Raw genomic sequence first — 24,842 nt, forward strand, 5'->3', positions numbered from 1 at the left:
ATGCTCTTGAGGTTCTCCATGCGTGTTGATCTTTTTGATTTCGATTTGCCGGAAGAGAGCATCGCTCTGCGTCCGGTCGAGCCGCGTGACCACGCCAAGCTGTTGCGTGTCCGTCCCGGTCAGCCATTCGAGGATCGACAGGTATTCGAATTGCCTGATCTGCTGCAACCGGGCGATGCGCTCGTGTTCAACGACACAAAGGTCATTCCCGCGCAGCTTGAAGGCATGCGCGAGCGTGAGGGCAATATCAGCCAGATCAGCGCGACCCTGCATATGCGCACCGGCCCTGACCGCTGGAAGGCATTCCTGCGTCCGGCCAAGCGTGTGAAAGAGGGCGACCGCATCCGTTTCGGCCATTCGGGATCAAGCTGCTTCCTCGGAACGCTCGATGCCACCGTGGCGGAAAAGGGCGATGCGGGAGAGGCGCTTCTGGTGTTTGATCTTTCCGGCGCCATGCTGGATGAGGCGATTGCCTCGGTCGGGCACATTCCGCTACCGCCTTACATCGCATCCAAGCGCGCCGAAGATGAGCGCGACCGCAAGGACTATCAGACAGTCTATGCGCGCGAAGAAGGCGCGGTCGCGGCTCCAACCGCCGGTTTGCATTTCACGCCAGAGCTTCTGGAAAAGATCAAGGCCAAGGGCGTTGAAGAACATTTCGTAACGCTGCATGTGGGGGCGGGGACTTTCCTGCCGGTCAAGGCCGACGACACGGCAGACCACAAGATGCATTCGGAAATCGGATATGTGTCGCAACGCACTGCCGATGCGCTCAATGCCGTGCACGCGCGGGGCGGCAGGATCGTCTGCGTCGGCACGACTTCCCTGCGCCTGATCGAAAGTGCGGCTGATGAGGACGGCATTATCCGTCCGTGGTCCGGCGCGACCGATATTTTTATAACTCCCGGCTATCGCTTCCGTGCAGTCGATCTGTTGATGACCAATTTCCACCTGCCGCGCTCGACGCTGTTCATGCTGGTATCGGCCTTCGCCGGTTTCGATACGATGCATGCGGCTTATCGGCATGCAATCGCCAGCGGCTATCGCTTTTATTCCTACGGCGACGGCAGCTTGCTTGAACGTGCCGACAACGCTAGAGACATGGCATGACAACGGAAAACTTCGAATTCAAGGTGCTGGCGACGGACGGCGCTGCTCGTCAGGGCGAAATTTCCATGCCGCGCGGCGTGGTGCGCACGCCTGCCTTCATGCCGGTTGGCACTGCTGGCACGGTCAAGGCCATGTATATGGACCAGGTGAAAGAGCTTGGCGCGGATATTATCCTCGGCAATACCTATCATCTGATGCTGCGGCCCGGTGCCGAACGCGTGGCGCGTCTCGGCGGCCTGCATGAGTTCGGCGGCTGGAAAGGCCCGATCCTCACCGATTCCGGTGGTTTTCAGGTCATGTCGCTCGCGCAATTGCGCAAGCTCGACGAAAACGGTGTCACATTCCGCTCGCATATCGATGGCAAGCCTTATGAAATGACGCCGGAGCGATCCATCGAGATTCAGGGGTTGCTCGATAGCGATATTCAGATGCAGCTCGACGAATGCGTGGCGCTGCCTTCGCCGGAAAAGAATACCGAGCGGGCGATGGAATTGTCGCTGCGCTGGGCCGAGCGCTGCAAGGTCGCTTTCGGCAATCAGCCGGGCAAGGCGATGTTCGGCATCGTCCAGGGCGGCGACGTGGCACGCCTGCGCGAAAAATCGGCGGAAGCGCTGAAGGCCATGGACCTCAAGGGCTATTCGGTCGGCGGGCTTGCGGTGGGCGAACCCCAGCAGGTCATGCTCGACATGCTGGAAGTGGTCTGCCCGATCCTGCCATCGGAAAAGCCGCGCTATCTGATGGGCGTCGGCACGCCGGACGATATCCTGAAGTCGGTCGCCCGTGGCATAGACATGTTCGATTGCGTTATGCCGACGCGGGCAGGCCGTCACGGTCTCGCTTTCACGCGGTTCGGCAAGGTCAACTTGCGCAATGCGCGACATGCGGACGACCATCGTCCGCTCGATCCGGAATCGGATTGCCCGTCATCGCGCGACTACAGCCGCGCCTATCTGCATCATCTGGTGAAATCGGGTGAAGCGCTCGGCGCCATGCTGCTTACCTGGAACAACCTTGCCTACTATCAATATTTGATGAAGGGTATCCGCGCGGCAATTGCTGACGGCCGCTTCACCGATTTCGCCGCCGAAACCTCGGAAGGATGGGCGAGGGGCGATATTCCGGCGCTTCTGTAACACCTGTTTAAGTAAGGGAGGGTTCTGGTGTCTCGCTCCGAACGTCTCCTCGCACTTTTGCAGTTGCTTCGAACCTATCGTCGTCCTGTAAGCGGAGCGACGCTGGCGCAGCAGCTCGGTATCAGCATTCGTACGCTGTATCGCGATATTGCCAGCCTTCAGGCGCAGGGAGCTGATATCGAGGGAGAGCCGGGATTTGGTTATGTGCTGCGCCCCGGTTTCATGTTGCCTCCCATCATGTTCAGTCAGGAGGAGATTGAAGCTCTGGTTCTTGGCGCGCGCTGGGTTGCGGATAGGGGCGATGCGGGACTTGGCTTGGCAGCCCGCAACGTTCTGGCCAAAGTCTCGGCAGTTATGCCCGAAGATTTGCGCACGGCCCTCGAAGCGGTGAACCTGCTTGTCGGACCGGGTAGCAACAGCACGGTCGATGTGGTGGATGTTGCCGCTCTTCGCGGTGCCATTCGCACCGAAAGAAAAATCAATATTCTCTATAGTGATGCGACAGGCGCGCCCACTGAACGTCTGATCTGGCCCTTCGCCCTGTCATTCTTCGAGCAGGCTCGTGTGGTTCTCGCATGGTGTGAAATGCGACAGGATTTCCGGCACTTCCGAACGGATCGCATCGCCAGCCTGACTGTAGAAGCCAGCCGCTACCCAAAACGGCGTTCAGAACTTCTAAAAGAATGGAAAGTCAGACAAGGGATTGTTCGGGACTTGAATTGATACTGCCAGAATCTGACAGTGGTTTCCCATAAAGTCGCTTCTATTCAACGCAGGAGCGACGACGATGATACATCCCAATTTCACAATTTGTTACGTGGAGAATCCCCTGTCCAGCGGGCGCTTTTATGCTGATCTGCTGGGAATCGAACCCATAGAGGCTTCCCCGACTTTTGTGCTGTTTGTGCTGAACAATGGTTTATTGCTGGGGCTATGGTCCAGACTCACAGTAGAGCCGCCGGTTACTCCCGGCGCTTTTGGCGGGGAAATTGCTTTCCGCTACGCAAGTTATGAAGAGGTTGATAAGGTGCACGCAGACTGGACCGCGCGTGGGCTGTCCATTTTGTCCAAGCCGCAAACATTGGAGTTCGGACGCTCATTTGTGGCAATCGATCCAGACGGACATCGCCTGCGCGTATTTTCTCCAGCTGCAAGATAATGCGAATCAGAAGAAAGAAAGTCGCCGGGACACATCTTGCCGATGCGTCCCGGCCAAAAGCCTATCCGACCGTCAGCATGTTCTCCAAACGGCAGAGAACGGAGCGCTGCTCCTCATCGTTCAGGATTTCGCATTCCATCAATCTGGAGCATTCGAGGCCGGCGACGGCAAGATAGACAATCAGCGCCGTGTCGGGATCGGTTGTGTCTTCGATCATCCGGTCGAGAAACGCCCTGTGATATAGCCGGACCGGCACCATGAAGCCGGGGTCCTCGGCAAGTGCGGCAAGGACACCGCAAGCTGGCGGCTCGTCATCGGCCTGAACCCGGTAAACATCGAGAAAAGCCCGCGCCACGCGATTTTTGTCGCCCTTTTGGAGTGTTTCCTGAACCTCCATGGCGTGTTCGTGCTCTTTCATATATTCTTCGACAACTGCCTCGAGCAGTTTGGCCTTTGTCGGAAAAGAATAGAGCAATCCGCCTTTTGAAAGCCCCGCACGGGCTGCTACGGCATCGAGAGAGAGATGAGCGGGTCCGATCTCACGGGCAAGCTCGGTAGCAGCGCGCAAAATACGCTCGCGCGACGAGGCTTTCTTTTTTGTTAGCAACTTACCGGTGTCTCCTGACAGTTCCTGTGTTGACAATACCGTCCGGACGGTACAGTTATTCGCCACTTTCATTCAAGTAAAATACGCGCGACCTTTGCGTGAATGCGAAAGAGGGCGCCGCGGTCCATCCCCCAACCCTGATCGATCAGGGAGCCATCTGGAGTGCATCCGCAATGATCAAGCGCCTTATTCTGGCAATAATATTCCTCGTGATCGTCGTTGGAGGCCTCGTTGGCTTTAATATGTTCCGATCACAGGCCATTAAAGACTTTTTCGCCAACATGCAGCAGCCCGCCCAGACGGTCTCTACCGTCACGGTGGAGCCGGGCGTCTGGAAACCGGGTGTCGAGGCCATCGGCACGGCCAACGCGCTCAATGGCGTCGACCTGACCGTACAGCTCGACGGCGTCGTGCAGAAGATCAACTTCAAGGCCAATCAGGAAGTCAAGGAAGGCGATCTGCTGCTTCAGATGGAAGACAGCATTCAGAAGGCGGATCTCGCAGCCGCTGAAGCCGAAGCCGTTCTTGCCCAGCAGAACCTGAAGCGAGCAGACACGTTGCGGACCCGTGGCGTGGGTGCTGTGTCGAATGTCGATACGACAGCTTCGGCCTCTGATGCTGCGCGCGCACGCGTTGAAAAAATGCGCGCAACGCTGGCGCAGAAGTCGGTCAAGGCTCCGTTCTCCGGCGTCATCGGCATTTCCAAGGTTGACCTCGGACAATATTTGACACCCGGCACGGTCATCGCCACGCTGCAAAACACCGATGTAATGCGCATCGACTTCACCGTTCCGGAACAGTCGCTGCCATCCATCAAGCTCGGACAGACGGTGAAGATCGGCTCGACCGCGGAAGCGCTGAACTTTACGGGCAAGATTGTCGGTATCGACCCGAAGATCGACCCCGCGACCCGCCTCGTTTCGGTGCGCGCTGAAGTGCAGAATCCCGATCATGAACTGACGCCGGGACAGTTTGTGCAGGTTCGCGTGGAGCTGCCGGAAGAAAACAACGTCGTTGCCCTGCCGCAGACCACGATCATTTCCAGCCTCTACGGCGACTATGTCTATGCGGTTCGTCCGGAACAGAAGCAGGAAGGCGCAAAGGCTGGCGAAGAGACAAAACAGGTCGCGCAGCAGGTCTTCATCAAGCTTGGACGCCGCTATTCCGGTCTTGTTGAAGTGACGAGCGGCCTCAAGGCTGGCGATATCGTCATCACGGCAGGCCAGAACCGGCTTTCGCCCGGTGTGCCGGTGAAAATCGACAACACCGTCAATCCGATCCCGGCCGGACAGCCGGCTGACAAGCAATAGGCGACCCCGATGAGCTTTTCCGATATTTTCATCCGGCGCCCCGTGCTTGCCACGGTGGTTGCCCTCATGATCATTCTGTTGGGCCTTCAGGGTATCGCGCAGCTGACGGTGCGCGAATATCCGAAGGTCGACGAAACCGTCATTACGGTTACAACCACCTATGCCGGTGCGAGCGCCGATCTTATTCAGGGCTTCATCACCGCGCCGATCGCCGAAGCGGTCGCAACCACTGAAAACATCGACTATGTGACGTCCTCAAGCCGTCCGTCTTCGAGCACCGTGACCGTGCAGATGAAGCTCGGCGCAAACCCTGATGCGGCGCTGACGGAAGTCATCGCCAAGGTCAATCAGGTTCGTGGTGACTTGCCGGACGAATCCGACGATCCGGTCATCGTGAAGGGTACGGGCCAGAACTTCGCCACCATGTATCTGGCGGCGCAGAACCCGAACATGACGAGCGAACAGATCACCGAGTACCTGGAGCGCGTTATCCAGCCACGTATGTCCACTATTCAGGGCGTTGCAAAGGCTGAAATTCTGGGCGGTCAGGTCTATTCGATGCGCGTCTGGCTGGATCCGATCCAGCTTGCGGCCCGTCAGATCACTGCACCGGAAGTTCTGGCCGCAATCAAGGCCTCCAACTTCCTGTCGGCACCGGGCACGACGAAGAACGAGTATGTCGCGTCTTCGATCACGCTGAAATCAACCTTGCAGACCCCGGAAGCTTTTGGCGCCATGCCGATCAAGGCTTCCGGTGACGACGTGGTTCGTCTGCGCGATGTGGCGCGGGTCGAACTGGCGGCGAAAAGCACGGACACCATCGTTTCGTTCAACGGCTCGGCTGGTACGTTCCTCGGCGTCTTTCCGACACCGGCGGCAAACCCCATCGACATGGCCGCTGCCGTCCGCAAGGAACTGCCGTCCATCCAGTCCTCGCTGCCGGAAGGCATGTCGCTGGTTCTGGTTTACGACGCGACCGAGCAGATCAGCTCTTCGATCAAGGAAGTCTTCACGACCATCGGCGAAGCCGTGGCTATCGTCATTCTGGTCATCATCGTCTTCCTCGGCTCGTTCCGCTCGGTGCTGATTCCGATTGTTACGATCCCGATCTCGCTGATCGGCGTGTGCTTCTTCCTTTATGTGCTCGGATTCTCGATCAATCTCCTGTCGCTGCTCGCCATGGTCCTCGCCATCGGTCTTGTGGTCGATGACGCGATTGTGGTTCTGGAGAACATCCACCGGCATATCGAAGAGGGCCTGCGCCCCATGGATGCCGCGTTCAAGGGCATGAAGGAAATCACCGGCTCGATCATCGCCATGACGATCACGCTGGCGGCGGTGTTCGCACCGCTGGGCTTCACAGGCGGCCTGACGGGCGCTCTGTTCCGCGAATTCGCCTTCACGCTGGCTGGCGCGGTTATCATTTCCGGTGTGGCAGCTTTGACCATCTCGCCGATGATGTGCGCACGCATGCTCAAGCACGGCGACCAGACCCGATTCCAGATGTTCATCGACCGGACCTTCTCGCGTTTCGAGAAGTGGTATCACCGCCGCGTTTCCAACTCGCTCAACTATCGCGGCATCACTTTGATGATCGTGGTGGCGCTGATGGGCCTGACGGGCTTCCTGTTCATGAATACGTCGAGCGAACTGGCACCGGAAGAAGATTCCGGCGCGCTGTTCTCGATGTTCCAGGCTCCGCAATATGCAACCTCGGCCTATACCAATCTCTACGCCGAACAGATCGACGAACTGACCAAGGATCTTCCTGAACTGAAGACCCGCTTCCAGATCGTCGGCATGGATGGCGGCACGACATCGGGTATTGCGCTTTGGGTGCTGAACGACTGGAACGAACGTACCCGTTCGCAGAAGCAGATTCAGGAAGACCTGACCGCACGCATCTCCAAGGTCGCAGGTGTCGAAGCCTTCATCTTCGCGCCTCCATCCCTGCCGGGAACGGGCGGCGGTCTGCCGATTTCGATTGCTCTGCAATCGACCGGCCCGGCCGATCAGGTTTTCGAACTTGCCGAGGAAATCAAGAACGAAGCGCAGGCTTCCGGTCAGTATATCATCGTGCAGAACTCGCTCTCCTTCAACGCACCGCAGGTCACGATCACCATCGACCGTGACCGCGCGGCGACGCTGGGCGTGCAGATCAGCGATATCGGTTCGACACTGGGTCTCCTGACCGGTGGTGCATCGGTCGCGAAGTTCGACCGCGATTCGAACAGCTATGACATCATTACGCAGGTGCCGGATAGCTATCGTTCGAACCCGGAAAAGCTGGGCGACTTTTATGTGCGCAGCGTGTCCGGCTCGATGATCCCGCTGTCTTCGGTTATCAAGGTCGGCCAGAACGCATCGCCTGCGGCTATCGAGCAGTTCAACCAGCTGAATTCGGCAACGATTTCGGCGCTGCCTCTGCCGGGCGTCACCACCGGGCAGGGCCTGCAAACACTGGTTGATCTGGCCAAGTCCAAGATGCCGGAAGGCTTCTTCCTGGATTATTCCGGCCAGTCGCGTCTGGAAGTAGAGCAGGGCAACACGATCCTGATCGCCTTCGGCCTCGCGGTGATCGTGATCTATCTGGTGCTTGCCGCGCAGTTCGAAAGCTTCCGCGATCCGTTCATCATCATGATGTCGGTTCCGCTGTCGATCTTCGGCGCAATCGTGCCGCTGAATATCGGTCTTGGCACGCTCAACATCTATACGCAGGTCGGTCTCATCACTCTTGTCGGACTGATTACCAAGCACGGCATTCTGATGGTGGAATTCGCCAATCAGCAACGCCGCCTGCATGGTCTTTCCCGCCGGGAGGCGATCATTGTCGCGGCTGAAACCCGCCTGCGTCCGATCCTGATGACCACGGCGGCCATGGCGCTCGGCGTTGTGCCGCTCATCATCGCCACGGGTGCGGGTGCTGCAGCTCGTTACTCGATGGGTCTGGTGATCTTCACCGGCATCGTGATCGGCACCATCTTCACGCTGTTCGTGGTGCCGATGTTCTACACCTTCATTGCGAAGAAGGATGTGGAAGGCGAGTATGTGGCGTCCTCCGAAGAGGGCGGCGAACCGGCCCCCGCGCCACATCACTGAAACTTGCGTTGAACCAATGACAAAGGGCGGCAGAGAAATAGGTCGCCCTTTTTGTTTCCCCGACGTTGCAAACGCTGCGTTCCAACCCATATGAGCCGGTATGATTCCCTTATCCGTTCTTGATCTTTCGCCCGTTCCCGAAGGTAGCGATGCAGCGCAGTCGCTGCGCAACACGCTGGAACTTGCGCAACATGCCGAACGGCTCGGCTTCCACCGTTACTGGCTCGCCGAGCACCACAATATGCCGGGCATCGCCAGCGCCGCGACATCCGTGGTCATTGGTTACGTCGCCAACGGCACCTCGAAAATCCGCGTCGGCGCGGGCGGCGTCATGCTGCCCAATCATTCACCTTTGGTGATTGCGGAACAGTTCGGTACGCTGGCCTCCCTGTTTCCAGGCCGTATCGATCTCGGGCTTGGGCGCGCACCCGGCACCGACCAGATCACCGCCCATGCGCTGCGTCGCAATCTCGACAGCGATGCAAACGCCTTTCCGCAGGATGTGGTCGAGTTGCTGAACTATTTCAAACCGGCTGAACCGGGCCAGCGCGTGCGCGCGGTGCCGGGCGAGGGATTGAATGTGCCGGTCTGGATTCTTGGCTCCAGCCTGTTCGGTGCGCAGCTTGCTGCCATGCTTGGCCTGCCATACGCATTCGCGTCGCATTTTGCGCCTGCGGAGATGGAACGCGCCATCGCGCTTTATCGCGAGCGGTTCGAACCCTCTGAATATATGCAGAAGCCCTATGTGATGCTGGGCCTCAACGTGATCGCTGCCGATACCGATGAAGAGGCGAACTATCTTTTCACCTCGCAGCTGCAAGCTTTTGTCAATTTGCGCAGCGGCCGCCCCGGCAAGCTTCCGGCGCCAGTCGACGGCTATGCTGAACGCCTTGATCCGGCAGCACAGGCGCTCGTCCGCCAGATGCTGTCATGCCGCGTGGTCGGCGGGCCGGAGACTGTGGCGAAGGGTATCAAGGCCTTTGCGGAAAGCACCGGCGCCGATGAGCTGATGCTGACCGGCATGATCCATGACCACAAGAAGCGCCTGCATTCATACGAGATCGCAAGCCGGTCAATCGCCTGATGGCTCGCTTTTGATTTCTGCCAGAAGCCAGTCCCGGAAAGACGACACGGCCGGAGTGCTCGAACGAGCCTTCGGCGTCACGAAATAATAGCTGCTCGGGCTTTTGACCGTGTGCGCGCAGGCAACGACAAGCTGGCCGCTCTCTATCTCGGCGCGAATGAGGAAGAGCGGCATCAGCGCAACGCCGAGACCGGCAATGCAGGCCTGCGAGACATTGGAAAACTGCTCGAAGCGCATGCCCGGAGACACCGGCGCGGCCATGTCGAGGCTCTTGAACCAGTGGTCCCACGCACCGGGGCGCGAGGCCATGTTGAACAGGGGAAGTGGCAGAAGATCGCTCGGCGCATGCACCGGGTTTCGCTGAAGAAATGCGGGGCTGCAGACAGGCGCCACCGTTTCATCCATCAAGAACACACTATCGGCATTGGGCCAGTCCGGCTGGCCGATATGGATCGCCGCATCCAATCCTTCGCGATCGAAATCGAACTGGCCGATACGGGTCGCAAAATTGAGGATGATGTCAGGGTATTTCGCCACGAAACGTGGAATGCGCGGTATCAGCCAGCGCGTCCCGAATGTGGGAAGGAAAGCGAGATTGAGCGTGGTGCCGCGCATCTGCGACATGACTTGCAGCGAGGCGGCGCGGATCGACGCCAGCGCCGGACCCACCGCCTTCAGATAGGCGCGTCCGGCATCCGACAGCACCACATGGCGGCTGGTGCGGTCGAACAGCGCTGTCCCCAGCTGTTCTTCAAGCGCTGCAATCTGTCGGCTCACCGCGCCTTGCGTCAGCGACAGTTCCTCGGCTGCCGCCGAAAAGCTCTCATGCCGCGCAACCGCATCGAAGGCGGCAAGCGCACTGGTGGAGGGAAGCAGGCGTCGCGATATTGAAGTCATTATCCATTACTAAATGGAATAGATCGATGAGTAAACGTCGATTGCACCGAACGGCTGCACAGTTCATATTTCCTGCAAATTTTCATTGAGGAGAATACACTGATGTCACGTGCGGCTTTTAGCTGGGAAGACCCGTTTCTGCTGGATGACCAGCTGACCGAAGACGAGCGCATGATCCGCGACTCGGCCAAGGCTTTCGCGACGGATGTTCTGCTGCCCCGCGTTGAAAAGGCTTATCTGGACGAAACGACCGATCCGGAACTGTTTCGCCTGATGGGGCAGGCTGGTCTTCTGGGCGTGACGCTTCCTGAAGAGTACGGCGCGGCCAATGCAGGCTATGTTGCCTATGGTCTGGTGGCGCGCGAGGTCGAGCGTGTCGATTCCGGTTATCGTTCGATGATGAGCGTGCAGTCGTCGCTCGTGATGTATCCGATCTATGCCTATGGCTCGGACGAACAGCGCAAGAAATATCTTCCGGGCCTCGTCTCCGGTGAACTGATCGGTTGCTTCGGCCTGACCGAGCCTGATGCAGGCTCCGATCCGGCAGGCATGAAGACTCGCGCCGAAAAGATCGACGGCGGCTATCGTCTCACAGGCTCGAAGATGTGGATCTCGAACTCGCCGATCGCCGATGTGTTCGTCGTCTGGGCAAAATCTGCTGCGCACGACAACGCCATCCGCGGCTTCGTGCTTGAAAAGGGCATGAAGGGCCTTTCCGCACCGAAGATCGGCGGCAAGCTTTCGCTGCGCGCCTCGATCACCGGCGAAATCGTCATGGATGGTGTCGAAGTTTCGGAAGATGCGCTTCTGCCGAATGTTTCCGGCCTCAAGGGGCCGTTCGGTTGCCTCAATCGCGCCCGTTACGGCATTTCCTGGGGCGTGCTCGGTGCCGCCGAAGATTGCTGGTTCCGCGCCCGCCAGTACGGCCTTGACCGTAAGCAGTTCGACAAGCCGCTGGCCGGCACGCAGCTTTACCAGAAGAAGCTTGCCGACATGCAGACCGAGATTGCGCTCGGCCTTCAGGCATCCTTGCGCGTCGGTCGTTTGTTCGACGACGGCAAGATGGCGCCGGAAATGATTTCCATCGTCAAGCGCAACAATTGCGGCAAGGCGCTCGATATTGCGCGCCAGGCCCGTGACATGCATGGCGGCAACGGTATTCAGATCGAATACCACGTCATGCGCCACGCGCAGAATCTGGAAACCGTGAACACCTATGAAGGCACGCATGACGTTCATGCGCTGATCCTGGGCCGTGCCCAGACCGGTATTCAGGCTTTCTTCTGATCGCTGTACCGCCAGCCTTCCATTCAGGCCCGTTCGCAGTTCGCGGGCGGGCTTTTTTACAAAGGTTACATCATGCAGAATACACCGCTTGACGGTCTCAAGGTGGTAGAACTGGCGCGCATTCTTGCCGGGCCATGGGTAGGGCAGACGCTGTCCGATCTTGGAGCTGACGTTATCAAGGTGGAAAGCCCCGAAGGCGACGATACGCGTAAATGGGGCCCGCCATTCATCGATGTGGAAGGCGAACGGTCAGCCGCTTATTTCCACGCCTGCAATCGCGGCAAGCGCTCGATTACAGCGGATTTTCGCACCGACGAGGGCAGGGAACTGGTGCGCCAGCTTGTCGCTGATGCCGATGTCGTCATCGAAAACTTCAAGCTGGGCGGGCTCGACAAATACGGCCTCGATTACGAGAGCCTGAAGGCCATCAATCCACGCCTGATCTATTGCTCGATCACCGGTTTCGGCCATACCGGCCCCTACGCCGAGCGCGCAGGCTATGATTTCATGATCCAGGGCATGGGCGGAATCATGGATCTCACCGGCGATCCTGAAGGCGAGCCGCAGAAGATCGGCGTGGCCTTTGCCGACATTTTTACCGGGCTTTATAGCGTGATTGCGATCCAGTCGGCGCTCATCATGCGCGAGCGCACCGGCACCGGCCAGCATATCGATATGGCGCTGTTCGACTGCATGTCGGCGGTACTTGCCAATCAGGCCATGAACTATCTGGCGTCGGGCGTTTCGCCAAAGCGCATGGGAAATGCGCATCCGAACATCGCGCCCTATCAGACACTGCCGGTTTCCGACGGCTATTTCATCATCGCCTGCGGCAATGACGGACAGTTCGGGAAACTGACTTCATTGCTTGGCATCGGCGATCTTGCGACCGACGAACGTTTCGCCAGCAATTCGGCACGCGTCGCCAACCGCGCGGCACTGACGACACTTCTGGAAGAAAAGACCAAGTCATGGAAGCGTGACGATCTGCTGGCTGAACTTGCCAAAATCGGCGTGCCTGCCGGCCCGATCAACACAGTGGCCGATGTATTCGCTGACCCGCAGTTTGAGGCGAGAGCAATGAAGATCGACCCGCAAGGGGTTCCAGGCTTGCGGACGCCTATTCGCTTCTCGGATGCCGAATTGAAGCTCGACAAGCGTTCGCCAAAGCTTGGAGAACACAGCGAAGCGATCCTTTCGGAAATCGGCAAAGGCTGATTGAACGGGCAGCCGCTCTATCGACGCGCTCTTCCTCGAAGGGCGCGTTTTTGTTCGTATGCACTGATGAGAAGTAAAAGTCTCTAATCAAGAAACAACTTTAATCCCTTGCGGGGAAAGCATTTTAAATTGTTCTTGAGAGAAGATGGTGCGGTCGAGAAGACTCGAACTTCCACGGGTTGCCCCACAGCGACCTCAACGCTGCGCGTCTACCAATTCCGCCACGACCGCCCGTGGTAGGAGCCGAACTCCGTCGGCGAGTGGGCATTTAGCAAATCACTTTGGGGTGCACAAGCCCCATCTGCATCTTCCGGCAATCTTTTTGAAAAAGAATGTGAAAAAGCTGCTGCTTACTCAACTCCGACAACGGCGAAACCCCGATTTTCCGGGCTTTTTCAAACACTTCCATAATTCAGAAAAATTTCTAAAAAACTTCGTTGAAGGGACGTGTGGCAAGCAACGAAAGAGCGCGAGGGAGCAATATGAAGCGAATCCGGCGAATCCGATTCAATCGGATTCGTTTGGGCTGCCGAAAAACTCAGCTCGCGATGCCCTGCAGCCGCCTGATATCCTCCAGCCGCTTCAATGTTTCTGTATATCCCGCGTCGATTGCTTCGGATGCGCGATGGAAATCGGCGAGCCCGATCTGCCCCACAGTCGGCATGAGCATGACATCCGGCGGGTCGCCCGCCATGCGGGCACGCGAAATGCGGTCCTGGATAATGTTGAACGCTTCCATCATCACCCCGGTAATGCCGAGACGCGCTTCTTTTTCTCCATGAATGGCGTCGGCAAGCCCTTCCTGGCGTGATTGAGCATGTTTGATGACCGCAGCGCGGCCATACTGGTCATAATGGAGATTGACCGCCAGAACGAGGCGTTGCTCATAGGCACGGCATACGGATACGGGCACCGGGTTAACCAGCGCGCCGTCGACCAGCACGCGCTCCTGCCAGCGCACTGGCTCGAAAACGCCGGGCAGGGCGTAGGAGGCGCGCATGGCCTCTACCAGAGGGCCGGAGGACAGCCAGATTTCGTGACCGGTACGCAATTCGGTGCAGATGGCAACGAAGGGGCGATCCAGCTCCTCAATGCGCAGCCCGTCCAGATGTTCACGCAGACGTCCGTCGAGCTTCATGCCGCCAAACAGTCCGCTACCGCGAAATGTGATGTCGAGAAGATTGAACATGCGCCGTCGGGTGAGACTGCGGGCGAACTCTTCCAGTTCGTCCAGCTTACCGGCCAGATAACAGCCGCCAACAAGGGCACCTATGGAGGTTCCGGCGATCATCTCGATATCGATATTGGCTTCGTCCAGCGCGCGCAGCACGCCGATATGCGCCCAGCCCCGTGCAGCGCCTCCGCCAAGCGCCAAGGCTATCCGGCGCGGCTCACGCTTGGTTTCAGGCGTTTCAACGGTTTCTTCTGCGGGCGGTGCAAGGTCGCTATTCGCAGCCTTCCGCTTCTGCCCCCACGCGAGCATCACGATAGACACCTCTTCGTTTCCGCCTGAAGCATACCCGGCAAAAGCGCCCAGAAAGCGGGCAAACGGTTTGCGTCAGAAAATGCACAGGCAAATAGCTAAAACGATTCCGACAGTTCCGTTTGGCGGGAACCGTTTCAGATTAGTGAAACATAGTATCCAAAGAATAAATGCTGCGAATTGATGGCGCGACTCATATTCACGCCATCACATCCTTTTGACCGAGGTTAATGCTCGTGATCGCAAGTGTCTTCCATGGCCAGCGATATATCGCCATTCTCGGCGAGAACCTGCCGATAAAAGCAGGAACGCCGGCCTGTATGGCAGGTCGGGCCGTCGCCAGCGACGTGCACTTTCAGCCAAAGCGCGTCCTGATCGCAATCGGTGCGCAACTCAACCACGCTTTGCAGATTGCCTGACGTCTCGCCCTTCTTCCAGAGCTTTCCGCGTGAACGCGACCAGTAATGCGCTATTCCCGTTTCAAGCGTAAGGCGTAGGGCTTCCTCGTTCATATGGGCGACCATCAGCAATTCGCCGTCCCGCGCGTCGGTGACGACTGCGGTGATGAGACCCGATGCGTCGAAGCGCGGCATGAATGCCGCACCTTCTTCAATGACCTTCTTGTCGGAAGGCTGGGCTGGAAAAAAGCTCATTGTCCTGATCGCCTGCCGCTTATCTGCGGGTGAGGGTCATGAATCGAACCTGCTCCTCCGCATTCACCTGCATTTCGCCTGTAAATGTGGTGGTGATGGTCGTCGAACCCTGTTTGCGGATGCCGCGCATGGCCATGCACATATGTTCCGCCTCGATCATGACGGCAACGCCGCGAGGCTTCAGAATGCGTTGGATGCTGTCGGCGATTTGGGCGGTGATGCTTTCCTGCGTTTGCAGGCGGCGCGCAAAGATATCCACCACGCGGGCAATCTTGGAAAGGCCAACCACCTTATGGTCAGGCAGATAGGCGACATGCGCCTTGCCGATGATCGGCACCATATGGTGCTCGCAATGCGAATGGAACGAAATGTCCTTCACGAGAACAAGATCATTATAGCCGCCGACTTCCTCGAACACCGTGCCGAGGACTTCTTCCGGGCTTTCCGTATAGCCTGCGAACAGTTCCTTATAGGCCTTGGCCACGCGCTTTGGCGTTTCCAGAAGGCCTTCGCGCTGCGGGTCGTCTCCGGCCCAGAGCAAAAGCGTGCGTACAGCGGCTTCTGCATCGGCCTGCGTCGGCTTGCCATGCAAAAGAGCTACGTCTGCCTGCTTGTTCGGCAGGCCGGATTCGTCATCTTCTTTGAGGATGCGAGCGTCCATCAGTATTCTCCAGTAGTCTCCTTCAAGGAGGAGACGAGTTAAACGGACAATACAACGATACGCTTTGCGAGCGGGCGATGTATTGATCCGGCGCTTAAGGTCACCGGACAGGTTTTCGTGCGACTGCCCCCGGGGTCTGTGCTATTGTTACCCATGGCGCAGACGCTACTTGCCTATTATATAGACAATAATTTGCAACTTCAAACCGCAGCCGGGCGACAAAATTATGTTTTTCTCCGGCACGGCGGAAGGTTCGCCCATGATTGATGACATTTATAACAAACGTATCCTGGAATTCGCCGGAAACATGGAGCGCCTGGGGCGTCTTTCGGAGCCCGATGCGGTCGCCAAGGTGCACTCCAAGCTGTGCGGATCAACGGTCACTGTTTACCTCAAGATGGCAGACGGGATTGTGACGGATTTCGCGCATGAGGTGAAAGCCTGCGCGCTTGGACAGGCCTCGTCCTCCGTCATGGCACGTAGTATCATCGGCGCCTCGGTGGCGGAGCTGAAAGCGGTTCGCGAGGAAATGTACAGGATGCTCAAGGAAGAAGGCCCGGCGCCGGAAGGACGCTTTGCCGATCTGAAGTATTTTGAGCCGGTACGCGAATACAAGGCACGCCATGCCTCCACGCTGCTTACCTTCGATGCGGTTGTCGATTGCATCCGGCAGATAGAGGAAAAGGCCAAAGCTGCCTGATGTGTGCCTGCGGCAAGGATCATGCGGGCGAGGGCGCGCGGAAGCGCTACAGCCGAAACTTCACCGATGCCTGGCGCAAGACGCCGGGGAGGCTAGTCGGCACGGCATTCGTACGATTCTATCAGGTGACCTTGTCATCCCTGATCGGCAATTCCTGCCGGCATCTGCCGACCTGTTCGGAATATGCCTATGAAGCGATAGCCCGCCACGGCCTTTGGAGCGGTGGCTGGATGGGGCTTTTCCGCGTCATGCGCTGTGGGCCGTTCGGAACCCATGGATTCGATCCTGTGCCCCGGACACTTGCCGATGATCTCAAATGGTATCTGCCCTGGCGGTATTGGCGTTGCTCGCGGCCCAACCGTGAATTCTGACAGTTTTTTGTTAGCTGATTATAATTCATTAAGGATATCAACGTTTCATTGAGAATTGGAATTTAAGGCAGTGCTGTGGTCTTTTTCGGGCCGCAATTTGCCTGCATGACCCCTGCGCGTTCCTATTCCTGCGAGCTAATATGCTGAAATCATCGTCCCGTCTTTCGCGTCTCATTGCATCCCTGGCACTCGGTGCGAGTGTGCTTTGTACGTCTGCGGCGATGGCAAGCACCTCCTGGGTGGTTTTCGATGCCGATAGCGGGCGGATTCTCGGTCAGGACGATGCAAATGTGCAGCGCGCGCCTGCTTCGCTGGCGAAGATGATGACGCTTTACCTTGCTTTTGAAGCGCTCAAGACCGGCAGGCTGCATTGGGATGATGCGATGCCGATTTCGAAGAACGCCGCTTCGAAGGTTCGCATGAAGCTCTGGTTGAAGCCGGGCGAAACGATCACTGTGCACGACGCCATCTACGGCATGATTGTGATATCCGCGAATGATGCGGCGACGGTGATGGGCGAATATATGGCAGGATCGGAAGCGGCTTTCGGTCGACTGATGACCCAGCGCGCGCGCCAGATCGGCATGAAGAGCACCTTCTTTGTCAATCCATCGGGGCTGACGGCAAAGGCGACCCAGCTCACCACCGCTCGCGACATGGCGGTTCTCGGCATGGCGCTGCGCCGTGATTTTCCTGATCAATATGCGCTTTTTTCCACGCGCTCCTTCACCTTTCGCGACCGCGTGCTGAACGGCCACAATAACCTGATGTACCGTTATCAGGGTGTGGATGGTATCAAGACCGGCTATACGGATGTATCCGGCTACAATCTTGTTTCGTCCGCCATTATCAATGACAAACACTTGGTTGGCGTTGTTCTTGGCGCAGGATCGGCGCGGCAGCGCGACGACCAGATGGCAAAACTGCTGACACGGTTCAGCAAGGAAGGCGCTGAGACCGAGGAGCAACTCGTTGCAATGGCCAAGCCGCAGCCTGTCGCGAAACGAGCAACTGCCGTTCAGCCGAAAGCTGATTTGGTGGCCGACCTCATCGACGATTCCCGCATCGAGCAGGGCGATGGCGGTTTCCTGATCGCCTCTGCCGCCGGTGCCTCGGCCTGGACAATCCAGCTCGGCGCTCCCCCGACCCTGGCCGGAGCGAAGGAACTGCTGGCCAAGTATCGACCTGCGGTCGACAAGGTCGCACCGGGTTTGAAGGCTGAAATTTCTCCGACAGAAAAGCGTCGCAAGGTTTATCGCGCGCGTTTTTCCGGTTTCAGGGATTCGGCCTCCGCCGAAAGGGCATGCGTTCAGTTGAAGCAGCAGAAGATCGACTGCCTGCCAATTCACAACTGATTCCTTATTCCCGGCAAAAGCACGATCAGACGCGGTAAGTCTGTCGCGCTTTACTGGCTGGGGAAAAGAGACTAGAACCCAAACTTCATTTTCATACGCATGAACCCACCCGCAATCGTTGGCGGGACTGGATAAGGATGATCAGAATGTCGAATACCGTTTCCATGCAATTTCCCGATGGCTCTGTGCGTGAATACGACGCGTCGATGACCGGCGCGGCGCTTGCGGAGTCGATTTCCAAATCACTTGCCAAAAAAGCTGTTGCCTATGCCGTTGATGGCACCGTGCGCGATCTTTCCGATCCTCTCGGCGCTTCCGGCAAGATTGAGATTTTGACCCGCGAAGACCCGCGCGCGCTTGAACTCATCCGCCATGATACGGCGCACGTTCTGGCCGAAGCCGTGCAGGAGCTTTTTCCCGGCACACAGGTTACGATCGGTCCGGTCATCGAAAACGGCTTCTATTACGACTTTGCGCGCAATGAGCCATTCACGCCTGACGATCTTCCGGTGATCGAAAAGAAGATGCGCGAGATCATCCAGCGCAACAAGCCTTTCACCAAGGAAATCTGGTCGCGTGAAAAGGCCAAGCAGGTTTTTGCCGACAAGCGCGAGTACTACAAGGTCGAGCTGGTGGACGCCATTCCTGCTGGACAGGACCTCAAGATTTATTATCAGGGCGACTGGTTCGACCTGTGCCGCGGCCCGCACATGGCCTCGACCGGCCAGATCGGCAACTCCTTCAAGCTTATGAAGGTTGCCGGCGCTTACTGGCGCGGCGATGCCAACAATCCGATGCTGACCCGCATCTACGGCACTGCCTTTGCGAACGATAGCGATCTTCAGGCCTATCTCCATATGCTTGAAGAAGCCGAAAAGCGTGATCACCGCCGCCTTGGCCGCGAAATGGACCTGTTCCATTTCCAGGAAGAGGGGCCGGGCGTCGTGTTCTGGCACGCCAAGGGCTGGAAGATGTTCCAGAATCTGGTGAGCTATATGCGTCGCCGCCTCGATAGCCACGGCTATCAGGAAGTGAACGCGCCGCAGGTGCTCGACAAGTCGCTCTGGGAAACCTCGGGCCACTGGGGTTGGTATCGCGACAACATGTTCAAGGTGACCGTCGCCGGCGAGGAAACCGACGACGATCGCGTGTTTGCGCTAAAGCCGATGAACTGCCCTGGCCATGTGATGATCTTCAAGCATGGCCTCAAGTCCTATCGTGACCTGCCGATCAAGCTTGCGGAATTCGGCAATGTGCATCGCTACGAACCCTCGGGCGCGCTGCATGGGCTGATGCGTGTGCGCGGCTTCACGCAGGACGATGCGCATATCTTCTGCACCGAAGAGCAGATGGCGGCCGAATGCCTGCGCATCAATGATCTGATCCTGTCGGTCTACAAGGATTTCGGTTTCGAAGAAATCACCATCAAGCTTTCCACCCGCCCTGAAAAGCGCGTCGGTTCGGATGAACTGTGGGATCGTGCCGAAAGCGTGATGATGGGTGTTCTGGAGAAAATCCAGCAGCAGTCGAACAACATCAAGACCGGCATTTTGCCGGGCGAGGGCGCGTTTTACGGGCCGAAGTTCGAATATACCCTGAAGGACGCAATCGGTCGTGAATGGCAGTGCGGCACTACGCAGGTCGACTTCAACCTGCCGGAACGTTTCGGCGCTTTCTATATCGACAAGGATTCGGAAAAGCGCCAGCCGGTGATGATCCACCGTGCGATCTGCGGTTCGATGGAACGCTTTTTGGGCATCCTGATCGAGAACTTCGCCGGTCACATGCCTTTGTGGTTTGCGCCGGTGCAGGTCGTCGTTGCCACGATCACTTCGGATGCAGATGAATACGCAGCCGAGGCCGCAGCCAAGTTGAAGGCGGCAGGTCTTCAGGTTGCCACCGATCTGCGCAATGAGAAGATCAACTACAAGGTTCGCGAACATTCGTTGCAGAAAGTTCCGGTGATCCTCGTCTGCGGCAAGCGTGAGGCGGAAGAAAACACCGTCAATATGCGCCGTCTCGGTTCGCGGGATCAGGAATCCATGACGCTGGATGAAGCCATCGCGCGGCTGGTGGAAGAGGCGACCCCGCCCGATCTTCTCCGCCTCAAGAATGGTGCTTGATATTTGAGCGCATCCCGAAAAGTGCGAAGCGGTTTTCGGGGTGCGCGCTACGAAACAATCAGGCCGCGCAATGCGCGGCCTTTTGCTTTGAGGATGATTAGAACTCAATCCATGCTGTCTGAAACAGACTCGGACTCGCCATTGGCGACGACCTCGACTTCGTCATTCTTGCCGGATGAAACCTTGAAATCCCGCTGATAAATCCGGTCCTTGTTCTTGGCGACCGCAACATAATCGCCCTCGATGAGAACCATCGATGAATAAGCGCCCGCACTTTCGCGCACCACGTCACCAGAAGCGTTCAGGACAGACCATGACGTATCGGCAAGTGCTTCGCCGCCGCGCTCGCGCACAAGCTTCAACGTCACTTCCGCGGCGCGATGCTGAACGGTCGCTTCGGTCAATTTTCCCGCTTCCACTCGAATATCTGCTCGAATGATGGCGTTCGCGGAACCATAATTGGAAACAACGTGATAGGTGCCACTGTTAAGACGAATGATCGTGTTCGGCTTGACGTCGGGGACGATCAGCGAACGGTCATTATTGTCCTCGTCGGCATAAATTGAGAAGCGCAGGAGTTCGTTGTTGATCTTGCCGCCATCGGGCAAGATAGCGCTTAGCTTCATCCCGCCTGCATCCAGCATCATCACTTCATGACGCGTCGCATTTCCAACCGTGATCCGCTTCGTGGCACCCGCACGCCCATAGGCAACATGCACCAGATAGCTGCCTTCCGGCAGATTGAAAACTGCGCTGCCGCCCTGTGCGCTCGCGATAAGCGGTAGCTGCCCGTCAGGGCCGACATCAGGCGAAAACACTCGCCAAACAAGCCCTGCGGGAATGTCTCCGCCATCTTCGCTCAAGCGTGCCTTGAGATCGAGTTCACGCGTCTGGACAAGCGGATTGTTCTCCGGACTTGAGGGCGAAGCGTAATTGTTCAGTGTCGGAAGATTGAGCGCCGGTTGCGGCAAGTCGGGCAGACCGGTCGTGGTGGTCTGCAACTGCGGGATATGTGTCTGCGGATCGAGGCTCTGAGCCGTCGATGGCACTGCACTGACAGCAAGCAAGACCGCTGTCAAAAACGATCCCCCACGCACGGCGATTTTTCTTTTCGGGTAAAACAGGTTCAAGCGATCCGACATGATTATTTTTGAGCCCATGCGGGTGGCGAATTCAAGGCCAAATCGCTTCCGTCACCCCAATTTTTCCAACTTCCCTCAATTGATCCATTCCTGAATTATGACTTTACAGTTCGCATGCAACGGGCGAGAAGAGGCAGCCCCAAATAAGTGGAGCAATATAAGCAGCATTTTTAGTGATGAGGTTATCCGTGACCCACCCGGTGTTCGATTTTCTGGCGCAGCGCAGTTCCACCCCGATTTCGGCTATTTCCGAACCGGCCCCCGAGGGCGAGGAACTTGCAGCACTGCTGAAAGTCGCCGCGCGCGTACCAGACCACGGACGCCTGACGCCCTGGCGCTTCATCCTTTATCGCGGTGACGCGCGGCTTAAAGTCGGCGAGTATCTGGCCCAACGTGCTGAAGAAATCGAAGGTCCAATGCCGGAAGGGCGGAAAGAAAAAGAGCTGACGCGCTTTTCACGCGCACCGCTCGTTATCGGCGTCGTTTCGTCGCCCGTCGCCCATGAGCGCATTCCGGAATGGGAGCAATTCCTGTCCGCCGGAGCTGTCGCGATGAACCTTTGCATCGCCGCTAACGCGCTCGGATATGCCACCAACTGGATCACCAACTGGTACTCGGACGACGCGCCCGCCCGTTCTTTTCTGGGGCTGGCTCCCAATGAACGCGTTGCCGGATTCGTCCATATAGGAACGGCAGCGAACAAAATGCCCGAACGCCCGAGAGCTGATATGGATAAGATTGTTGCCGAATATTCCGGCCCATGGAAGCAAGCCTAGATTCAGCTTTAACAATCCTTGCTAATCAACGGATAAGCATATGTTTTACGAACCGAGGGAAGGGCACCCGCTGCCCCATAATCCGTTCAAGGCAATCGTGGCTCCACGGCCTATCGGCTGGATAGGGACGCAATCGAAGGAAGGGGCGGTCAATCTCGCCCCCTATTCCTTCTTCAACGCGATCTGCGACACGCCGCCCATGGTCATGTTTTCGTCGAACGGCGCGAAGGACAGCGTTTCGTTCATCGAGCAAACCGGTGAGTTCACCGCCAGCCTGGTGAGCGATCATTTGAAAACACCGATGAATGCATCGTCCGTCAATGCGCCGCGCGGCGTCAGCGAGTTTGAATATGCTGGCCTCACCAGAGCACCGAGCAAACTTATTGCAGCTCCACGCGTCAGGGAAGCCTATGCCGCGCTTGAGTGTGTGGCGGTGGAAATCAAGCGATTGCAGGACAAAGAGGGCAGGCTAACCGATAATTATATGGTGATTGGCGAAGTCGTCGGTGTTCATATTGATGAACAGGTCCTGACCGACGGTCTCATCGACATCGCGAAAGCGAAGCCCGTCAGCAGGCTTGGCTATATGGATTTCGCCACGACGGAAAGCGTCTATCAGATGTTCCGCCCAAAATGGGAAGACGCAAAATAAGGGCCTGACTACAGCCCCTTTTTCTTCGCTTCGCCCCAGATTGCTTCCATCTCGTCAAGGGTCGCGGCATCTAGATCGCTTCCGGTTTCACCGAGCGTCTTTTCGATGAAATGGAAACGCCGCCTGAACTTCTCATTGGCGGCGACAAGCGCGGTTTCCGCGTCTATTTCGAGATGGCGACCGAGATTGACCATGGCAAACAGCAGGTCGCCATATTCCTCTTCTATATCCGCACGTTCTTTCGCTGCCATAGCTTCCTTAAGCTCTGCGGTTTCCTCGGCGATCTTGTCGAGAATTGGTGCAGCTTCAGACCAGTCAAAGCCGACTTTCGCTGCTTTCTGCTGGAGCTTCAGCGCGCGCAGCAGGGCAGGGAAGGCTTGCGGAATATCATCCAGAAAACCGTTCTTCTCGGTCGTTTCAAGCCCGAGTTTTGAGCGTCGTTCGGCCCGTTCGGCTTTTTCTTCTGCCTTGATGCGATTCCACGATCCCTTGGCCATGCCAGCGCTTCTGGCTTCGGCATCGCCAAAAACATGCGGATGGCGACGTATCATCTTGCGGGTTATGGCTTCGACAACATCGCCGAATGCAAAACTGCCCTGTTCCTCGGCCATGCGGGAGTGGAAAACCACCTGCAACAGCAGATCGCCAAGCTCTTCGCGCAGATCATCCATATCGTTGCGCTCTATCGCATCGAGGACTTCATAGGTTTCCTCAAGCGTATAGGGCATGATGGACTGGAAATTCTGTACCACGTCCCACGGACAGCCGGTTTCGGGATCGCGGAGCGCTGCCATGATTTCGAGCAGACGATCGATATTGCGGGATGGTTTCATCTTCGCTCCATCAAACTTGGCTAATCCATGGCTGTCAATGCCAGAGAATCGCGCCGGATGACTTGAAGTCTGTTGCTGATTTTGCATAGTCAGCCGGGATCGCACAACAGGGCGGCATGTTCAACAAGCGGATACATAAACGATGACAATTCTTGTGACTGGCGGCGCTGGTTATATAGGCTCCCACACTTGCGTGCAGCTCATCGAAGCGGGCCACGATGTTGTTGTGGTCGACAATTTTGATAACAGCCACCCGGAAGCCCTGCATCGCATCGAACAGATCACCGGGCGGGCACCACGCCGCGAAGCGGGTGACATTCGGGATCGCGCTTTTCTCGAACAGGTTATCCGGCATCATAAATGCACGGCCGTCATTCACTTTGCGGGCCTGAAAGCCGTAGGCGAATCGAACGAAAAACCGATGCTCTATTATGACTGCAACGTGGTGGGCACGCTTCGCCTGCTGCAAGCGATGGAAGCAACGGGCGTCAAGACGCTGGTTTTCAGTTCATCGGCTACGGTCTATGGCGACCCGCAGAAATTGCCGATCACCGAGGATCAGCCGCTGACGGCGACAAACCCCTATGGCCGTACCAAGCTCGTCATCGAAGATATGCTTCGCGATATCTACAATGGCGACAATAGCTGGAAGATCGCCATCCTGCGTTATTTCAACCCGGTTGGCGCGCATGAGAGCGGCTTGATCGGTGAAGACCCGAAGGGCATTCCCAACAATCTGATGCCGATCATCGCCCAGGTCGCCACGGGTCGCCGCGAAAAACTGAATGTGTGGGGTAATGATTATCCTACACCCGACGGCACCGGCGTTCGCGACTATATCCATGTGGTCGATCTGGCTGCAGGTCACCTGAAAGCTCTCAAGAAGCTGGATGAGCCGCAGTGCTTTTCGGTCAATCTGGGAACAGGGCAGGGCTATAGCGTTCTCGATGTCGTCAAGGCCTTCGAGCATGTTTCGAACCGCGAGATCAAATATGAGCTTGCACCGCGCCGTCCGGGCGACGTGGCGGAATGCTACGCTGACCCCACTTTCGCGCGGGATTTCCTCGGATGGTCAGCCGAGAAGAACCTCCGGGAAATGTGTCAGGACATGTGGCATTGGCAGTCCAAGAACCCCAACGGCTACGAGTGACCTGACAGGGTTTCGGAGACACCCGATTCGAGGCCCTGT

Annotated in this window: 23 protein-coding genes and 1 tRNA gene; 16 read left to right on the forward strand and 8 right to left on the reverse strand. The window is 57.4% G+C overall.

Annotated elements, in window-relative coordinates:
• Positions 1-18: 18 nt before the first annotated feature.
• From queA to AC0TNJ_RS06225, 4 genes are all read left to right on the forward strand, one after another.
• On the forward strand, positions 19-1,110 hold the full coding sequence (queA, locus tag AC0TNJ_RS06210) for a tRNA preQ1(34) S-adenosylmethionine ribosyltransferase-isomerase QueA (RefSeq protein WP_473770577.1): 1,092 nt from the start codon (positions 19-21) through the stop codon (positions 1,108-1,110).
• Positions 1,107-2,243, forward strand: a complete 1,137-nt coding sequence (gene tgt, locus AC0TNJ_RS06215; protein ID WP_473770578.1) for a tRNA guanosine(34) transglycosylase Tgt — start codon at positions 1,107-1,109, stop codon at positions 2,241-2,243. Before queA ends, tgt begins: the two co-directional genes overlap by 4 nt.
• 27 nt (positions 2,244-2,270) lie before the next feature.
• Positions 2,271-2,966 (forward strand): helix-turn-helix transcriptional regulator, encoded by a 696-nt coding sequence (locus AC0TNJ_RS06220; protein ID WP_473770579.1) that lies wholly within the window; start codon positions 2,271-2,273, stop codon positions 2,964-2,966.
• 64 nt (positions 2,967-3,030) lie between these two features.
• On the forward strand, positions 3,031-3,402 hold the full coding sequence (locus AC0TNJ_RS06225) for a VOC family protein (protein WP_473770580.1): 372 nt from the start codon (positions 3,031-3,033) through the stop codon (positions 3,400-3,402).
• Between the two features lie 61 nt (positions 3,403-3,463).
• On the opposite strand, the gene AC0TNJ_RS06230 is transcribed toward AC0TNJ_RS06225, so the two are convergent.
• Positions 3,464-4,009, reverse strand: a complete 546-nt coding sequence (locus AC0TNJ_RS06230) for a TetR/AcrR family transcriptional regulator (RefSeq protein ID WP_473770581.1) — start codon at positions 4,007-4,009, stop codon at positions 3,464-3,466.
• A 173-nt stretch (positions 4,010-4,182) separates the two neighbouring features.
• On the opposite strand from AC0TNJ_RS06230, the gene AC0TNJ_RS06235 reads away from it, so the two are divergent.
• From AC0TNJ_RS06235 to AC0TNJ_RS06245, 3 genes are all read left to right on the forward strand, one after another.
• On the forward strand, positions 4,183-5,319 hold the full coding sequence (locus tag AC0TNJ_RS06235) for an efflux RND transporter periplasmic adaptor subunit (RefSeq protein ID WP_473770582.1): 1,137 nt from the start codon (positions 4,183-4,185) through the stop codon (positions 5,317-5,319).
• A gap of 9 nt (positions 5,320-5,328) precedes the next feature.
• Positions 5,329-8,418 (forward strand): efflux RND transporter permease subunit, encoded by a 3,090-nt coding sequence (locus AC0TNJ_RS06240; RefSeq protein ID WP_473770583.1) that lies wholly within the window; start codon positions 5,329-5,331, stop codon positions 8,416-8,418.
• Between the two features lie 100 nt (positions 8,419-8,518).
• On the forward strand, positions 8,519-9,502 hold the full coding sequence (locus tag AC0TNJ_RS06245; RefSeq protein WP_473770584.1) for an LLM class flavin-dependent oxidoreductase: 984 nt from the start codon (positions 8,519-8,521) through the stop codon (positions 9,500-9,502).
• Here AC0TNJ_RS06245 and AC0TNJ_RS06250 read toward each other — a convergent pair.
• Positions 9,491-10,399 (reverse strand): LysR family transcriptional regulator, encoded by a 909-nt coding sequence (locus AC0TNJ_RS06250; RefSeq protein WP_473770585.1) that lies wholly within the window; start codon positions 10,397-10,399, stop codon positions 9,491-9,493. The genes AC0TNJ_RS06245 and AC0TNJ_RS06250 overlap by 12 nt on opposite strands.
• A 102-nt stretch (positions 10,400-10,501) precedes the next feature.
• Between AC0TNJ_RS06250 and AC0TNJ_RS06255 the strand changes: the two genes are divergently transcribed.
• Positions 10,502-11,686 carry an acyl-CoA dehydrogenase gene (locus tag AC0TNJ_RS06255; RefSeq protein WP_162997393.1) on the forward strand — a complete coding sequence of 395 codons (1,185 nt, stop codon included), beginning with the start codon at positions 10,502-10,504 and terminating at the stop codon, positions 11,684-11,686.
• A gap of 72 nt (positions 11,687-11,758) precedes the next feature.
• Positions 11,759-12,904, forward strand: coding sequence for a CaiB/BaiF CoA transferase family protein (locus AC0TNJ_RS06260; protein ID WP_473770586.1), 1,146 nt, complete (start codon positions 11,759-11,761; stop codon positions 12,902-12,904).
• A gap of 146 nt (positions 12,905-13,050) precedes the next feature.
• Here the strand turns inward: AC0TNJ_RS06260 and AC0TNJ_RS06265 are convergent.
• The 4 genes from AC0TNJ_RS06265 to folE form a co-directional block, all read right to left on the reverse strand.
• A tRNA-Leu gene (locus AC0TNJ_RS06265) sits at positions 13,051-13,135 on the reverse strand.
• Positions 13,136-13,442: 307 nt separating this feature from the next.
• The gene (locus tag AC0TNJ_RS06270) at positions 13,443-14,390 is read right to left on the reverse strand and encodes a patatin-like phospholipase family protein (RefSeq protein WP_473770587.1); all 948 of its coding nucleotides are present in this window, start codon (positions 14,388-14,390) and stop codon (positions 13,443-13,445) included.
• Positions 14,391-14,614: 224 nt separating this feature from the next.
• The gene (gene hisI / locus AC0TNJ_RS06275) at positions 14,615-15,040 is read right to left on the reverse strand and encodes a phosphoribosyl-AMP cyclohydrolase (protein ID WP_473770588.1); all 426 of its coding nucleotides are present in this window, start codon (positions 15,038-15,040) and stop codon (positions 14,615-14,617) included.
• A 19-nt stretch (positions 15,041-15,059) separates the two neighbouring features.
• Positions 15,060-15,701: a GTP cyclohydrolase I FolE gene (folE, locus tag AC0TNJ_RS06280; RefSeq protein WP_122003379.1), complete on the reverse strand. Its 642-nt coding sequence runs from the start codon at positions 15,699-15,701 to the stop codon at positions 15,060-15,062.
• Between the two features lie 259 nt (positions 15,702-15,960).
• On the opposite strand from folE, the gene AC0TNJ_RS06285 reads away from it, so the two are divergent.
• From AC0TNJ_RS06285 to thrS, 4 genes are all read left to right on the forward strand, one after another.
• Positions 15,961-16,401 carry an iron-sulfur cluster assembly scaffold protein gene (locus AC0TNJ_RS06285; RefSeq protein ID WP_473770589.1) on the forward strand — a complete coding sequence of 147 codons (441 nt, stop codon included), beginning with the start codon at positions 15,961-15,963 and terminating at the stop codon, positions 16,399-16,401.
• Positions 16,401-16,772, forward strand: a complete 372-nt coding sequence (gene yidD / locus AC0TNJ_RS06290; RefSeq protein ID WP_473770590.1) for a membrane protein insertion efficiency factor YidD — start codon at positions 16,401-16,403, stop codon at positions 16,770-16,772. The genes AC0TNJ_RS06285 and yidD overlap by 1 nt, the downstream gene beginning before the upstream one ends.
• Positions 16,773-16,912: 140 nt before the next feature.
• Positions 16,913-18,127, forward strand: a complete 1,215-nt coding sequence (locus AC0TNJ_RS06295; protein ID WP_473770591.1) for a D-alanyl-D-alanine carboxypeptidase — start codon at positions 16,913-16,915, stop codon at positions 18,125-18,127.
• Between the two features lie 146 nt (positions 18,128-18,273).
• Positions 18,274-20,250 carry a threonine--tRNA ligase gene (thrS, locus tag AC0TNJ_RS06300; protein WP_473770592.1) on the forward strand — a complete coding sequence of 659 codons (1,977 nt, stop codon included), beginning with the start codon at positions 18,274-18,276 and terminating at the stop codon, positions 20,248-20,250.
• Positions 20,251-20,354: 104 nt separating this feature from the next.
• Here thrS and AC0TNJ_RS06305 read toward each other — a convergent pair whose 3' ends face one another.
• Positions 20,355-21,392: a hypothetical protein gene (locus tag AC0TNJ_RS06305; RefSeq protein WP_473770593.1), complete on the reverse strand. Its 1,038-nt coding sequence runs from the start codon at positions 21,390-21,392 to the stop codon at positions 20,355-20,357.
• A gap of 188 nt (positions 21,393-21,580) precedes the next feature.
• Here AC0TNJ_RS06305 and AC0TNJ_RS06310 point away from each other — a divergent pair, with 188 nt between their 5' ends.
• Both AC0TNJ_RS06310 and AC0TNJ_RS06315 read left to right on the forward strand, forming a co-directional pair.
• Entirely contained in the window at positions 21,581-22,168 is a 588-nt protein-coding gene (locus tag AC0TNJ_RS06310; protein ID WP_473770594.1) for a nitroreductase family protein, read from the forward strand.
• Positions 22,169-22,208: 40 nt separating this feature from the next.
• Positions 22,209-22,820 (forward strand): flavin reductase family protein, encoded by a 612-nt coding sequence (locus AC0TNJ_RS06315; protein WP_473770595.1) that lies wholly within the window; start codon positions 22,209-22,211, stop codon positions 22,818-22,820.
• Between the two features lie 8 nt (positions 22,821-22,828).
• Here AC0TNJ_RS06315 and mazG read toward each other — a convergent pair whose 3' ends face one another.
• Positions 22,829-23,653, reverse strand: a complete 825-nt coding sequence (gene mazG / locus AC0TNJ_RS06320) for a nucleoside triphosphate pyrophosphohydrolase (protein WP_473770596.1) — start codon at positions 23,651-23,653, stop codon at positions 22,829-22,831.
• A gap of 142 nt (positions 23,654-23,795) precedes the next feature.
• On the opposite strand from mazG, the gene galE reads away from it, so the two are divergent.
• Complete coding sequence (gene galE / locus AC0TNJ_RS06325; protein ID WP_122003387.1) at positions 23,796-24,803, forward strand: UDP-glucose 4-epimerase GalE; 1,008 nt, start codon at positions 23,796-23,798, stop codon at positions 24,801-24,803.
• Positions 24,804-24,842 lie beyond the last annotated feature (39 nt).

The organism is Ochrobactrum sp. PL_is483 (genome assembly GCF_055816855.1).

What these genes read in the sequence shown, in the direction of transcription:
- queA (WP_473770577.1), top strand. Translation starts at nt 19, where the DNA reads ATGCGTGTTGATCTTTTTGATTTCGATTTGCCGGAAGAGAGCATCGCT.
- tgt (WP_473770578.1), top strand. Translation starts at nt 1,107, where the DNA reads ATGACAACGGAAAACTTCGAATTCAAGGTGCTGGCGACGGACGGCGCT.
- AC0TNJ_RS06225 (WP_473770580.1), top strand. Translation starts at nt 3,031, where the DNA reads ATGATACATCCCAATTTCACAATTTGTTACGTGGAGAATCCCCTGTCC.
- AC0TNJ_RS06235 (WP_473770582.1), top strand. Translation starts at nt 4,183, where the DNA reads ATGATCAAGCGCCTTATTCTGGCAATAATATTCCTCGTGATCGTCGTT.
- AC0TNJ_RS06240 (WP_473770583.1), top strand. Translation starts at nt 5,329, where the DNA reads ATGAGCTTTTCCGATATTTTCATCCGGCGCCCCGTGCTTGCCACGGTG.
- AC0TNJ_RS06245 (WP_473770584.1), top strand. Translation starts at nt 8,519, where the DNA reads ATGATTCCCTTATCCGTTCTTGATCTTTCGCCCGTTCCCGAAGGTAGC.
- AC0TNJ_RS06250 (WP_473770585.1), bottom strand. Translation starts at nt 10,399, where the DNA reads ATGACTTCAATATCGCGACGCCTGCTTCCCTCCACCAGTGCGCTTGCC.
- AC0TNJ_RS06255 (WP_162997393.1), top strand. Translation starts at nt 10,502, where the DNA reads ATGTCACGTGCGGCTTTTAGCTGGGAAGACCCGTTTCTGCTGGATGAC.
- AC0TNJ_RS06260 (WP_473770586.1), top strand. Translation starts at nt 11,759, where the DNA reads ATGCAGAATACACCGCTTGACGGTCTCAAGGTGGTAGAACTGGCGCGC.
- hisI (WP_473770588.1), bottom strand. Translation starts at nt 15,040, where the DNA reads ATGAGCTTTTTTCCAGCCCAGCCTTCCGACAAGAAGGTCATTGAAGAA.
- folE (WP_122003379.1), bottom strand. Translation starts at nt 15,701, where the DNA reads ATGGACGCTCGCATCCTCAAAGAAGATGACGAATCCGGCCTGCCGAAC.
- AC0TNJ_RS06285 (WP_473770589.1), top strand. Translation starts at nt 15,961, where the DNA reads ATGATTGATGACATTTATAACAAACGTATCCTGGAATTCGCCGGAAAC.
- yidD (WP_473770590.1), top strand. Translation starts at nt 16,401, where the DNA reads ATGTGTGCCTGCGGCAAGGATCATGCGGGCGAGGGCGCGCGGAAGCGC.
- AC0TNJ_RS06295 (WP_473770591.1), top strand. Translation starts at nt 16,913, where the DNA reads ATGCTGAAATCATCGTCCCGTCTTTCGCGTCTCATTGCATCCCTGGCA.
- thrS (WP_473770592.1), top strand. Translation starts at nt 18,274, where the DNA reads ATGTCGAATACCGTTTCCATGCAATTTCCCGATGGCTCTGTGCGTGAA.
- AC0TNJ_RS06305 (WP_473770593.1), bottom strand. Translation starts at nt 21,392, where the DNA reads ATGTCGGATCGCTTGAACCTGTTTTACCCGAAAAGAAAAATCGCCGTG.
- AC0TNJ_RS06315 (WP_473770595.1), top strand. Translation starts at nt 22,209, where the DNA reads ATGTTTTACGAACCGAGGGAAGGGCACCCGCTGCCCCATAATCCGTTC.
- mazG (WP_473770596.1), bottom strand. Translation starts at nt 23,653, where the DNA reads ATGAAACCATCCCGCAATATCGATCGTCTGCTCGAAATCATGGCAGCG.
- galE (WP_122003387.1), top strand. Translation starts at nt 23,796, where the DNA reads ATGACAATTCTTGTGACTGGCGGCGCTGGTTATATAGGCTCCCACACT.